Source organism: Curtobacterium sp. MCSS17_006 (assembly GCF_003234215.1).
Lineage (GTDB): Bacteria > Actinomycetota > Actinomycetes > Actinomycetales > Microbacteriaceae > Curtobacterium > Curtobacterium flaccumfaciens.
In genome coordinates, this window is sequence record NZ_QKSO01000002.1 from 127587 (window position 1) to 139894 (window position 12308).

Sequence of the window (12308 nt, forward strand, 5' to 3'; positions counted from 1 at the left end):
CAACCGAAGGAACGCAATGTCCACTCTGGAAATCCGTGACCTCAAGGTCTCGATCGACACCGATCAGGGCACCAAGGAGATCCTGAAGGGTGTCGACCTCACCATCAACGAGGGCGAGATCCACGCGATCATGGGGCCGAACGGCTCCGGCAAGTCCACCCTGGCGTACACGATCGCCGGTCACCCCCGGTACAACGTCGTCGGTGGCACCATCACCCTCGACGGCGAGGACGTCCTCGCGATGAGCGTCGACGAGCGTGCCCGTGCCGGCATGTTCCTGGCGATGCAGTACCCGGTCGAGATCCCCGGCGTCACGGTGTCGAACTTCCTCCGCACCGCCAAGACGGCGATCGACGGCGAGGCCCCGGCGCTCCGTGGCTGGATCAAGGAACTCCGCCAGTCGATGGCCGACCTGAAGATGGACTCGTCGTTCGCCGAGCGCAACGTCAACGAGGGCTTCTCCGGTGGCGAGAAGAAGCGCCACGAGATCATGCAGCTCGAGCTCCTCAAGCCGAAGTTCGCCGTCCTCGACGAGACCGACTCCGGCCTCGACGTCGACGCGCTGAAGATCGTCTCCGAGGGCGTCAACCGCGCCAAGGCCGCGACCGGCCTCGGCGTGCTGCTCATCACGCACTACACGCGCATCCTCCGCTACATCAAGCCGGACTTCGTGCACGTGTTCGTCGCCGGCAAGATCGCGGAGCAGGGCGGCCCCGAGCTGGCCGACCGCCTCGAGAACGAGGGCTACGACCGCTACGTGCAGGTCGCCGCCGCCGAGGCGCAGGCCTGATGATCGCCGCACTCGCTCCCGACAAGTTCGACGAGGTCGTCGAGGGCCTGAAGGAGGTCCAGGACCCGGAGCTCGGCGTGAACATCGTCGACCTCGGCCTGATCTACGACCTCGCCTGGGACGACGACGCCAACGCGCTCGTCATCAGCATGACGCTCACGAGCGCCGGTTGCCCCCTGACCGACGTCATCGAGGGTGACACCGCGAACGCCCTCGACGGCATCGTGGACGCCTTCCGGATCAACTGGGTCTGGATGCCGCCGTGGGGTCCGGAACGGATCACCGACGACGGCCGCGAGATGATGCGCGCCCTCGGGTTCGCGATCTAGTCGCGACCCACCACGGACGGGAGGCGCGGTGCCAGCTGGCACCGCGCCTCCCGTCCGTCTGTGCGCACGTCACGCGCCGCCGAGTGGTCGCGACCGCCCGCTCACGTTCGCCGAGTGGCCACGTTCTGTCGGCTGACAGCGCTCCAGGCGACGGAATGCGACCACTCGGCGTCCGGGTGGCGGGGAGTCGTGACCGACCGAAACCCCGGCCCGGCCCCGCACGGACTGTTCATCCCCGCACCGGACGCAGAACGGCCCCGCACCGATCAGGTGCGGGGCCGTTCTCGTGCGACGGGTCAGCGGCGACCGACGGCCTTCCACGCGAGCGGCAGGATGCCGGCGGCGATGAGGGCCTTGGCGATGCCACCGACGATGAACGGGTACAGGCCGGCGGCGAGCACCGACTGGACGTCGTTCGGGGCGCCGAGCTGGCCGAGCGCCACGGCCAGGTACGGCAGGCCGGTCACGAACGGGATCGCACTCGCGAGCAGCATCGCGACCGCGGCGCGACCGACGTTGCGGTCCCAGTTGCGACGGGCGAGCCAGCCGACGAGCCCGGCGGCGGGGATGAAGCCGATGACGTACCCGAAGCTCGGCAGGGCCAGGGCCTGCAGACCGCCCTGCATGTCGGCGAAGAACGGGGCGCCCGCGAGTCCGGCGACGGCGTAGACGAGCAGCGAGAGCATGCCGCGACGTGCGCCGAGGGTCGCGCCGACGAGCACGACGGCCAGCGTCTGCCCGGTGATCGGGACCGGCCACATCGGGACCTCGAGCTGCGCCATGGCGGCGGTGAACAGGGCTCCGCCGGCGACGAGGGCGGCGTCGGTGGCCAGCCCGTGCGTGCGCAGACGGTCGGCGAGGACTGCGCGGGGAGCGAACCCGGTGGCGTTCGTCATGGATTCTCCTAGAATGGACTGCTGGTTCCGTTCGGAACCATCGGTCCCGTCAGCGTAGCGGTGCACCTCACGCACACACCGTTGTGCAAACCCACCAACTGATTGGACGTCCACTGTGCTTGCCGTGCACGAACTCGAGATCCGCGTCGGAGCTCGTCTCCTCATGGAAGACGTGTCCTTCCGTGTCGAGAAGGGCGACAAGATCGGACTCGTCGGCCGCAACGGCGCGGGGAAGACGACGATGACCAAGGCCCTCGCGGGCGAGACGCAGCCCAACGGCGGCACGATCGACCGCGGCGGGGAGATCGGCTACCTGCCGCAGGACCCCCGCTCCGGCGACCCGGAGGAGACCGCGCGGAAGCGCATCCTCGACGCCCGTGGGCTCGGTGAGCTCGTGGAGGGCATCCGCCTCGCCACGCTCGACATGGCGAGCGACGACGCGGCCGTTGCCGAGAAGGCGATGCGACGCTACAGCCGCCTCGACGACCAGTTCAACGCGCTCGGTGGCTACGCGGCCGAGGCCGAGGCGGCGTCGATCGCCTCGAACCTGAAGCTGCCCGACCGCATCCTCGACCAGCAGCTCAAGACGCTCTCGGGTGGTCAGCGCCGCCGCATCGAGCTCGCCCGGATCCTGTTCTCGGACGCCGAGACGATGATCCTCGACGAGCCGACCAACCACCTCGACGCCGACTCCGTCGTGTGGCTCCGCGAACACCTGAAGACCTACCCCGGTGGCGTCATCATCATCTCCCACGACGTCGAGCTCGTCGACGAGGTCGTGAACCGCGTCTTCTACCTCGACGCCAACCGCCAGACCATCGACATCTACAACATGGGCTGGAAGCTCTACCAGCGGCAGCGCGTCGCCGACGAGGAGCGCCGTCGCAAGGAGCGCGCGGGCGCCGAGAAGAAGGCCGCCACGCTCAAGGACCAGGCCGCCCGCTTCGGTGCGAAGGCGTCGAAGGCCGCGGCCGCGCACCAGATGGTCGCGCGTGCCGACAAGCTGCTCGCCGGCCTCGAGGACGAGCGTGTCGCCGACCGGGTCGCGAAGATCCGCTTCCCCACGCCGGCCCCGTGCGGCCGCACCCCGCTGATGGCCGAGGGGCTGTCGAAGTCGTACGGGTCGCTCGAGATCTTCGCGGGTGTCGACCTGGCGATCGACCGCGGTTCGCGTGTGGTCATCCTCGGCTTCAACGGTGCGGGCAAGACGACGCTGCTGCGCATCCTGGCGGGAGCCGACCAGCCCGACACGGGCGAGATCCAGCCCGGTCACGGTCTGCGCATCGGCTACTACGCGCAGGAGCACGAGAACATCGACATCAACCGCACCGTGATCGAGAACATGGTGTCGGCGTCGACGGACCTCAACGAGACCGAGGCCCGTCGGGTGCTCGGCTCGTTCCTGTTCACGGGCGACGACGGCTACAAGAAGGCCGGCGTCCTGTCCGGTGGCGAGAAGACCCGTCTGTCGCTCGCGATGATCGTGGTCTCCGGCGCGAACGTCCTGCTGCTCGACGAGCCGACGAACAACCTGGACCCGGCTTCGCGCGAGGAGATCCTCAACGCCCTGGCCGGCTTCGAGGGTGCGGTCGTCCTGGTGTCCCACGACGCCGGCGCGGTCGAGGCGCTCAACCCCGAGCGCGTCCTGCTGCTGCCGGACGGCACCGAGGACCACTGGAACAAGGACTACGCGGAGCTCATCGAGCTCGCCTAGCTGCCGCGCGTGTGGTCGGGCGAGGCCCGTCCGCACGGTGCCGCGTTCGCGGTCCGGTGCAGCGTTGCGTGCTGGGTGGCCGTTTGTGGTGCTGCACGGTGCTCGGAAGCGCGCACGGGGTTGCGAGGTCCGCACGGTGCGGTCTGGAGGCGCGGTGCCGGTCGCGCGTCGCGCCTCCCGTCCGCACGGTGCCCGTTTCGCCATCCGGTGCGGCGTTGCGTGCTGGGTGCCCGCTTGTGGCGCTGCACGGTGCGCGGGAGCGGGCACGGGGTTGCGAGGTCCGCACGGTGCGGTCCCGTCTGCACGGTGCCGCGTTCGCCATCCGGTGCGGCGTTGCGTGCTGGGTGCCCGCTTGTGGCGCTGCACGGTGCGCGGAAGCGCGCACGGGGTTGCGAGGCGCGCACGGTGCGGTCTGGAGGCGCGGTGGCGGTCGTGCGTCGCGCCTCCCGTCCGCACGGTGCCGCGTTCGCCAGCCGGTGCGGCGTTGCGTGCTGGGTGGCCGCTTGTGGCGCTGCACCGTGCGCGCAAGCGCGCACGGGGTTGCGAGGTGCGCACGGTGCGCCGACGCGCACCCGCGGCCGCGCCTCAGCCGCGCCACGGCCGCACGTCAGCGACGTGACGCGATGAGCTCGTCCTCGATCTCGGCGTCGGTCTTCGGCTTCGCGTTCTTGCGGCGTTCGCGCTCGAGGGCGCGCTCGCGCTCCTCGGGGTCGTCCTGGTTGAGGTTCCGGTACTCCTGCACCATCACGTACGCCAGGAAGCCGAAGCCCCCGGCGGCGAACAGGAACCACTGGATGAAGTAGCTGAGGTGCAGCCCGGTGTCCGCATTGGGACGCTCCCAGCCGAGCGGGCGGGCCTCGGTCGGGGCGGGGGACTCGGAGGCGAGCTGCCCGTACGCGCCCGTCCAGATCGGGTCGTCGACCTTGTCCGCCACGTCGGCCAAGGTCACCGACTGCACCTGGTCGGTGTCCTTCGGGTCGGAGCGGCCGGGGATGCGCGGTTCGCTCTGCTGCAGGCGGACGATCGCGGTGACCTCGCCGGACGGGGGAGCGGGCACGTGGTCGGGGGCGTCCTGGGCGTTGCCGGTCGGCACCCACCCGCGGTCGACGATGAAGGCACGGCCCTCGGGCGTGACCAGGGGTGTCAGGACCTCGAACCCGGGCTGCCCGTTGTGCACGCGGTTGCGCACGAGCAGCTGCGAGTCGACGTCGTAGCGGCCGGTCACGGCGACCCGGAGCCACTCCTGCTCGTCCTGCCAGCTCGAGGCCTTCGGCAGCGCCCGGTCGAGGGGGACGGGGGTGTGGTCGTAGTTCTGCGCGACCTGCTCGTTCTGCCGGACGGCCTCGTTGCGGCGGTCCCACTGCCACATGCCGAACAGTGCGCACACGATGGCGAAGGCGACCGCGATCGCGAAGTAGCCGAGCCAGCGGCGGCTCCGGACGAAGCGCCAGCCGACGAACGGTTCGTCGGGGTCCCGACCGGACGAGCCCGACTTGGCTTCGTCGGTCGAGCGGGACTCCGCCGCGGCGCGCTGCAGCTTGGCGGCGTGCTTGCGGCCGTACCGGGACTGCGGGTCGAAGCCGTCGGTCATCGCGAGGTGCCGGTGGAGCGCACCCCGACGTCGTTCTTCGGCGCCGCGGTCGCCTCGCGCTCGTCGTCGAGGTGGTCGACGTCCTCGTGCATGCCGGTGACGCGCACCGGGAACGAGCGGGACCGCAGGTAGTCGGCGAGGAAGTCGCGGTGTTCTTCGCAGGCGGCCCAGATCTTCACGCGGTCGATCGCGTGGATCCGGGGGTTGCGCCAGTTCACGCGCCACCCGGCCGTCGAGGTGCAACCAGCTCGCGAGCACACCGGGGTGGATCCGGGCTCGGTCTGCAGGTCGAACGTCGCACCCATCAGCGGGGTCCCCACATCTTCGATCGGTCGCCGTTGCGCTGCCACTCGTCCTGCGCGTGCTGCGCCTGCTGGCGGAGGCGGTCCTGCTCGTCGCGGTAGGCCTGGGCCCGGGCGTCCTCCTGCTGTTCGCGGAGGCGCGGGTCGACGGCGTCGTAGAGCTCGATGGACCCGGCGGGGGAGATCATGTCGCTCTCGGTCCGGCTGCCGGCGTTCGCGATGACGACGGCGACCCAGGGGATCACCGCGGCGAGGACGATCGGGATGACCGCGAGCCATGAGTGCCAGATCGAGTACACGAGCACGGCGGAGACGAAGAGGACCACTCGGATGGCCATCTGCCAGACGTAGCGGGACAGGCGGTGCGCCCGGTCCTGCTCCGGTGTGTCCGGCAGCGACGTGATGCTCGTGTGCGTGCTCTTCATACAGATGGTCTCCGTCTACCCGTGGTCAAGCCTAATCCCGCCGGACCGATCGTGGGTGCGCCGCGCGCGAACCGGCGGGGTGGTCCGCTCCGGTACGCTCGTCCGGGCGTGTCCGCCGGGTCCCCGGCACCGCGTGCCGAGCAGATCCCACCGAACGGAGCGACCATGAGCACCCCCCGTACCGTCCTCATCACCGGCGGCAACCGCGGCATCGGCCACGCGCTGGCCGAGCGGTTCGTCGCAGCCGGCCACCGGGTCGCCGTGACGTCGCGCAGCGGTCAGGGTGGTCCCGAGGGCGCGCTGACGGTGCAGGCCGACATCACCGACACGGCCTCCGTCGACGCCGCGTTCACGCAGGTCGAGGCCGAGCTCGGTCCGATCGAGGTCCTGGTCGCGAACGCCGGCATCACGAACGACCAGCTGCTCCTCCGCATGTCCGAGGACGACTTCACCAGCGTGGTCGACACGAACCTCACGGGCACCTTCCGCGTCGTCAAGCGCGCCACGAAGGGCATGATGAAGGCCAAGTTCGGCCGCATCGTGCTCATGTCGAGCGTCGTGGGCGCCTACGGCCAGATCGGCCAGGTCAACTACGCGTCCTCGAAGGCCGCCCTCGTCGGCATGGCCCGGTCGATCACCCGTGAGCTCGGCTCGCGCGGCATCACCGCCAACGTCGTGGCGCCCGGCTTCATCCAGACGGACATGACCGCCGCGCTCTCCGACGAGCTGCAGGCCGAGTTCAAGAAGGCGATCCCGGCCGCCCGCTACGGCACGGTCGACGACGTCGCGGACGCCACGCTGTTCCTGGCGAGCGACGGCGCCGGGTACGTCTCCGGTGCGATCATCCCGGTCGACGGCGGCCTCGGGATGGGCCACTAGCCCTCGGACTGATCAGCCGCGCAGGCCGAGCGTCGCGAGCACGGCGGACAGGTCACGGTCGACGACCGCGACGTCCGCCTGCTCCCGCACGCGCGGCTTCGCGTCGAACGCCACCGACAGCGCGGCGACGCGCATCATCTCGAGGTCGTTCGCGCCGTCGCCGATCGCGATGGTCCGTGCCGGGTCGACCCCGTCGGCGTCCGCCCACTCGCGGAGCGCGACGGCCTTGGCGTGTGCGTCGACCACGTCGCCGAGCACGCGGCCGGTGAGCACGCCGTCGGTGACCTCGAGGCGGTTCGCCCGGCAGTGGTCGAGGCCCAGCTGCTCGGCGAACGGGTCGAGCACCTCGTGGAACCCGCCGGACACCACGCCGACGGTGCCGCCTGCGGCGTGCACCCCGCGGACGAGCTGGTCGGCGCCCCGCGTCACACGGACCGCCTGCTGTGCGCGGACGAAGACGTCTGCCTGGAGGCCCGCCAGGGTCGCGACACGCTCCCGGAGGCTCTCGGCGAAGTCGAGTTCCCCGCGCATGGCGCGCTCCGTGATCGCCGCCACCTGTGGCCGGGTCCCGGCGCTGTCGGCGAGCAGTTCGATCACCTCGTCCTCGAGGAGGGTGGAATCGGCATCGAGGACGACGAGGAAGCGGGGCACGCACCAACGGTACCGACTGGCGGAGGCACGGCCGCGTCCGTGACGCGAGCCGTGCCTCCAGGCCGTCCGTCCGGGGCTGCGCCCCGGGTGTCTGCTTGCCTACGCGTCGTGCCTATGCGTCGACGCGGACGCCCTTGCCGACGCATGGGCGGAGCCCGGACTCGGTGACGGATCAGGCGTCGACGCGGACGCCCTTGCCGACCACGGTGATCCCGGACTCGGTGACGGTGAAGCCGCGTGCCTCGTCGGCCTCGCGGTCGACGCCGACCTGCGCGCCCGGTGCGATGACGACGTCCTTGTCGAGGATGGCGCGGTTGACGACCGCGCCGGCGCCGATGGTGGCGCGCTCGAACACGATCGAGTCGAGGACCTTCGCGCCGGAGTCGATCGAGCACCAGGGCCCGATCATGCTGCGCTCGACCTGCGCACCCGACACCAGGCAGCCGAGCGACACGAGCGAGTCCACCGTGGACCCGGTGTTGCCGTTCGCGTCGCGGACGAACTTCGCCGGCGGCAGGTTCGTCTGCTGGTTGAAGATCGGCCAGTCCTGGTTGTACAGGTTGAAGACCGGGACCGGCGCGATGAGGTCCATGTGGGCGTCGAAGAACGAGTCGATGGTGCCCACGTCGCGCCAGTAGTACTTGTCGCGGTCGGTGGAACCGGGGACCTCGTTGCGCTGCAGGTCGTACACGCCGGCGTCGCCGCGGTTGACGAAGTCGGGGACGATGTCGCCGCCCATGTCGTGCGCGGACGTCTCGAGCTGGCCGTCGCGCAGGACCGCGTCGACGAGGGCGTCCGCGTTGAACACGTAGTTGCCCATCGAGGCCAGGATCTCGCCGGGGGAGTCGGCCAGGCCGATCGCGTCCTTCGGCTTCTCGAGGAACGCCTCGATCTTCGTGGGGTCGTCGTCGGCCACCTGGATCACGCCGAACTGGTCGGCGAGCCCGATCGGCTGACGGATCGCCGCCACCGTGGCACTGCGGCCGGACGCGATGTGCGCCTCGACCATCTGGTGGAAGTCCATCCGGTACACGTGGTCCGCACCGACGACGACCACGATGTCGGGGCGTTCGTCGCGCAGCAGGTTGAGCGACTGCAGGATCGCGTCGGCCGAGCCGGCGAACCAGCGCTTGCCGAGCCGCTGCTGCGCGGGGACGGACGCGACGTAGGAGCCGAGCAGCCCCTCCATGCGCCACGTCTCCGCGACGTGCCGGTCGAGACTGTGCGACTTGTACTGGGTCAGGACGACGATCTTCTGCAGACCGGAGTTGACCAGGTTCGACAGTGCGAAGTCGATGAGACGGAAGTTGCCGCCGAACGGGACGGCGGGCTTCGCGCGATCGGCCGTGAGCGGCATGAGTCGTTTGCCCTCGCCGCCGGCGAGCACGATGCCGAAGACCTTCTTTGGTGCCATGCCGCTCACAGTAGGCGTCAGCACTGGGAACCGGTTACGTTGAACCAGTGCGAGTCGATCTGCTGACCAGGGAGTATCCGCCGGAGGTCTACGGCGGAGCGGGTGTCCACGTGTCCGAACTCACCGCCGCGTTGCGGTCGGGGACGGACACGGAAGTCCGTGTCCGGGCCTTCGGGGCCTTCCGTGACGAACCCGACGTGTGGGGCTACCGGACCCCGGACGGCCTCGGCCAGGCGAACGGCGCCCTGCAGGCCCTGGGCACCGACGTGGCCATCGCGGCCGACGTCGAGGGTGCCGACCTCGTGCACTCGCACACCTGGTACGCGAACTCCGCGGGCCGGATCGCGCAGCTGACCTACGGCATCCCCCACATCGTGACCGCCCACAGTCTCGAGCCCCTCCGCCCGTGGAAGGCCGAGCAGCTCGGCGGCGGCTACCGCCTGTCCAGCTGGATGGAGCGCGAGGCGTTCGAACACGCCGACGGCGTCATCGCGGTCTCGAAGGCCATGCGTGCGGACATCCTGCGCTCGTACCCGTCGATCGACCCCGCGAAGGTCCACGTCGTCTACAACGGCATCGACATCGACGCGTGGAAGCCGACCGTCGACGAGGACGCCGTGCGCGCCCTCGGCATCGACCCGACGCGCCCGAGCGTCGTGTTCGTCGGACGCATCACCCGCCAGAAGGGCCTGCCGTACCTGCTCCGCGCCGTGGCGTCGCTGCCGTCGGACGTGCAGATCGTGCTGTGCGCCGGCGCGCCGGACACCCCCGAGATCCTCGCCGAGGTCACCGAGCTCGTCGAGGGCCTCCGCGCGGAACGTGAAGGCGTCGTCTGGATCGACCGGATGCTCGCGCACGAGGAGATCGTGAACGTGCTGTCCTCGGGCACCGTGTTCGTCTGCCCGTCGATCTACGAGCCGCTCGGCATCGTGAACCTCGAGGCCATGGCGTGCGGCATCCCCGTCGTCGGCACCGGCACCGGGGGCATCCCCGAGGTCGTCGCCGACGGGCTCACCGGCCGCATCGTCCCGATCGACCAGGTGCAGGACGGTACCGGGACCCCGACCGACCCCGACCGCTTCGTGGCCGACCTCGCCGCGACCCTCACCGAGGTGCTCGCCGACGAGGGGCTGGCGAAGCTCATGGGACGCGCCGGACGGCTCCGTGTCGAGACCGAGTTCACCTGGGACGCGATCGCCACCAGGACACGGCAGGTCTACGACCGGGTGCTCGGCCAGAACCCGTAGGCTGGTCGCATGCCCTCGGTCGTGCGCTTGTCAGACGTCTCCGTGGTCCGCAACGGGGCCACCATCCTCGACGCGATCTCGTGGGAGGTGCAGGACGACGAACGCTGGGTCGTGCTCGGCGCGAACGGCGCCGGCAAGACCACGCTGCTGCAGGTCGCCGGTGCCCAGACGTTCCCGACCTCGGGTGACGTCGAGGTGCTCGGGACCGAACTCGGCGGTGCCGACCTGTTCGAGCTCCGCCCGCGCATCGGCTTCGCGTCGACCGCCCTGGCCCGTCGCATCCCGGTGACCGAGAAGGTCATCGATGTCGTGCTCACCGCGGCGTACTCGGTCACGGGTCGCTGGAACGAGGAGTACGAGGAGCTCGACGTCCGCCGTGCGCAGCGCGTGCTCGAGGAGTGGGGCCTGGGGTCCTTCACCGACCGCACGTTCGGCGACCTGAGCGACGGCGAGCAGAAGCGCGTGCAGATCGCCCGTGCCGTGATGACCGACCCGGAGATCCTGTTCCTCGACGAACCGGCCGCGTCGCTCGACCTCGGCGCCCGTGAGAGCCTCGTCCGCACCCTCGGCGGCTACGCCCAGAGCGCCGACTCGCCGGCCATCGTCATCGTGACCCACCACGTCGAGGAGATCCCGGCCGGCTTCACCCACGCGCTCGTCCTCGCCGACGGCCACGTGCAGGCCGCCGGCCCCATCGACGAGGTCCTGACGGACCAGACCCTGACCGAGGCGTTCGGCATCGACCTCTCGGTCACCAAGGACGCCGGTCGCTACACGGCACGCGCCGCGTAGCGCTGCGATCCCGCCGTCTCTCTGGTATCGTGGACGGCTGGCGCAAGCCGACGACTTCCCGCGCAGTTCGCGCAATCCCATCACCGCTATCGAGGAATCTCCATGAAGACCGACACCCACCCCGAGTACCGCGCCATCGTCTTCCGCGACCTGGCCTCCGGTGAGACGTTCCTGACGCGTTCGACCGCGAACAGCGACAAGACCATCGAGCTCGACGGTGCGACCTACCCGGTCATCGACGTCGAGATCTCGTCTGCTTCGCACCCGTTCTACACGGGCAAGCAGCGCATCCTCGACTCGGCCGGTCGCGTCGAGAAGTTCAACCAGCGCTTCAAGGGCTTCAGCAAGTAAGCAGCTCGCACGCAACGCCCACGGGCGGTCCTCCTCCGGGAGGGCCGCCCGTTCGCGTTGTGCGGTGTCTCCGGCTGCCGCTGACCCAGGGGCGCGGGACACCGGTGTTCGCGCGTCACGCCGCGTGCTGCGGGTGTTCGGCGCGCGAACACCGGTGCCGTGCGAGGGGGCAGGGCGAGGTCAGGCGCCGTTGCGGTGGGGCCAGCGGCCGTCGGCGGTGAACGTCGGGTCGCGCTTCTTGCGCATGTAGTCCTGGAACGAGGTGGCCTGCTCGGCGCACCAGCCGACCTGCTTGCGGTGGAGTTCCTCGGCGGAGATGCCGAGCTCGTCCGGGTACTTGCCCGCGATGGCCTGGGCGACACGCCCGGCAGCGATCGCGTCGGCTCCGGCGTCGTGCGCGTCGTCGAGGGTGACGCCGTAGAGCTCGGATGCGGCCTCGAGCGTGCGCTTGCCCTTGCGGAAGGTGTCGAGCGCCTTGTCGATCACCAGGGGGTCGACGACGTTGCCGATGACGGGGGAGGCGAACCCGTGCCGCTTCGCCTCGCGGTCGAGCACGGTGAGGTCGTACGGGGCGTTGTAGATCACCAGGGGGATGCCCCGGGCGAACACGGCCTCGATCGCGGCGATGATCTCGGCGACGACCTCGGCCGCGGGACGCCCCTCAGCCTGGGCACGCTCGGTGGTGTAGCCGTGCACGGCGGCGGCACCCTCGGGGATCGGGACGCCGGGGTCGGCGATCCAGGCACCCTCGACGATGGAGGCCCCGGTCATGTCGATGAGCCCGACGTGGGCGGTGACGATGCGGGCCGTCTCGACGTCGACCCCGGTGGTCTCGAGGTCGAAGACGCCGAGCGCGTGCCACCAGGGTCGACCCGTGAGGTCCTGGGACGGAGCGGGCGCGTCGAGCTGTGCTGTGGGGAACGTCAC

General features: G+C 70.4%; 14 protein-coding genes. 7 read left to right on the forward strand and 7 right to left on the reverse strand.

The features are described from left to right. Nucleotides 1-16 precede the first annotated feature (16 nt). A complete protein-coding gene (gene sufC / locus DEJ21_RS02800; protein WP_071403760.1) occupies nucleotides 17-790 on the forward strand; it encodes a Fe-S cluster assembly ATPase SufC in 774 nt (257 codons plus the stop codon). Beyond that, nucleotides 790-1119: a metal-sulfur cluster assembly factor gene (locus DEJ21_RS02805; protein WP_017887270.1), complete on the forward strand. Its 330-nt coding sequence runs from the start codon at nucleotides 790-792 to the stop codon at nucleotides 1117-1119. The genes sufC and DEJ21_RS02805 overlap by 1 nt, the downstream gene beginning before the upstream one ends. A 296-nt stretch (nucleotides 1120-1415) precedes the next feature. Here the strand turns inward: DEJ21_RS02805 and DEJ21_RS02810 are convergent, their stop codons facing one another. Then, nucleotides 1416-2015 (reverse strand): biotin transporter BioY, encoded by a 600-nt coding sequence (locus DEJ21_RS02810; RefSeq protein ID WP_071403761.1) that lies wholly within the window; start codon nucleotides 2013-2015, stop codon nucleotides 1416-1418. A 115-nt stretch (nucleotides 2016-2130) separates the two neighbouring features. Between DEJ21_RS02810 and DEJ21_RS02815 the strand changes: the two genes are divergently transcribed. Next, nucleotides 2131-3729 carry an ABC-F family ATP-binding cassette domain-containing protein gene (locus tag DEJ21_RS02815; RefSeq protein WP_071403762.1) on the forward strand — a complete coding sequence of 533 codons (1599 nt, stop codon included), beginning with the start codon at nucleotides 2131-2133 and terminating at the stop codon, nucleotides 3727-3729. 607 nt (nucleotides 3730-4336) lie between these two features. Here DEJ21_RS02815 and DEJ21_RS02820 read toward each other — a convergent pair. The 3 genes from DEJ21_RS02820 to DEJ21_RS02830 are packed head-to-tail and all read right to left on the reverse strand — an operon-like array spanning nucleotide 4337 to nucleotide 6047. After that, nucleotides 4337-5320, reverse strand: coding sequence for an SURF1 family protein (locus DEJ21_RS02820; protein WP_111223634.1), 984 nt, complete (start codon nucleotides 5318-5320; stop codon nucleotides 4337-4339). Further along, nucleotides 5317-5625 carry a hypothetical protein gene (locus tag DEJ21_RS02825; RefSeq protein WP_372439414.1) on the reverse strand — a complete coding sequence of 103 codons (309 nt, stop codon included), beginning with the start codon at nucleotides 5623-5625 and terminating at the stop codon, nucleotides 5317-5319. Before DEJ21_RS02825 ends, DEJ21_RS02820 begins: the two co-directional genes overlap by 4 nt. Next, nucleotides 5625-6047, reverse strand: coding sequence for a DUF3099 domain-containing protein (locus DEJ21_RS02830; protein WP_111223635.1), 423 nt, complete (start codon nucleotides 6045-6047; stop codon nucleotides 5625-5627). Before DEJ21_RS02830 ends, DEJ21_RS02825 begins: the two co-directional genes overlap by 1 nt. Nucleotides 6048-6212: 165 nt before the next feature. Here DEJ21_RS02830 and fabG point away from each other — a divergent pair, with 165 nt between their 5' ends. After that, nucleotides 6213-6926 (forward strand): 3-oxoacyl-ACP reductase FabG, encoded by a 714-nt coding sequence (gene fabG / locus DEJ21_RS02835; RefSeq protein WP_027465673.1) that lies wholly within the window; start codon nucleotides 6213-6215, stop codon nucleotides 6924-6926. A 12-nt stretch (nucleotides 6927-6938) separates the two neighbouring features. On the opposite strand, the gene serB is transcribed toward fabG, so the two are convergent. Together serB and DEJ21_RS02845 are read right to left on the reverse strand one after the other, a co-directional pair. After that, nucleotides 6939-7577 (reverse strand): phosphoserine phosphatase SerB, encoded by a 639-nt coding sequence (gene serB / locus DEJ21_RS02840; protein ID WP_111039106.1) that lies wholly within the window; start codon nucleotides 7575-7577, stop codon nucleotides 6939-6941. Nucleotides 7578-7749: 172 nt separating this feature from the next. Then, nucleotides 7750-8991, reverse strand: a complete 1242-nt coding sequence (locus DEJ21_RS02845) for a glucose-1-phosphate adenylyltransferase (RefSeq protein ID WP_071403983.1) — start codon at nucleotides 8989-8991, stop codon at nucleotides 7750-7752. Between the two features lie 47 nt (nucleotides 8992-9038). Between DEJ21_RS02845 and glgA the strand changes: the two genes are divergently transcribed. The 3 genes from glgA to DEJ21_RS02860 all read left to right on the forward strand — a co-directional run bounded on the left by glgA (nucleotide 9039) and on the right by DEJ21_RS02860 (nucleotide 11381). After that, nucleotides 9039-10238, forward strand: a complete 1200-nt coding sequence (gene glgA / locus DEJ21_RS02850) for a glycogen synthase (RefSeq protein ID WP_111223636.1) — start codon at nucleotides 9039-9041, stop codon at nucleotides 10236-10238. 9 nt (nucleotides 10239-10247) lie between these two features. Further along, entirely contained in the window at nucleotides 10248-11030 is a 783-nt protein-coding gene (locus tag DEJ21_RS02855; RefSeq protein WP_017887279.1) for an ABC transporter ATP-binding protein, read from the forward strand. A 102-nt stretch (nucleotides 11031-11132) separates the two neighbouring features. Further along, nucleotides 11133-11381 carry a type B 50S ribosomal protein L31 gene (locus DEJ21_RS02860; protein WP_017887280.1) on the forward strand — a complete coding sequence of 83 codons (249 nt, stop codon included), beginning with the start codon at nucleotides 11133-11135 and terminating at the stop codon, nucleotides 11379-11381. 180 nt (nucleotides 11382-11561) lie between these two features. Here DEJ21_RS02860 and DEJ21_RS02865 read toward each other — a convergent pair whose 3' ends face one another. Next, nucleotides 11562-12308: a 3'-5' exonuclease gene (locus DEJ21_RS02865; protein ID WP_111223637.1), complete on the reverse strand. Its 747-nt coding sequence runs from the start codon at nucleotides 12306-12308 to the stop codon at nucleotides 11562-11564.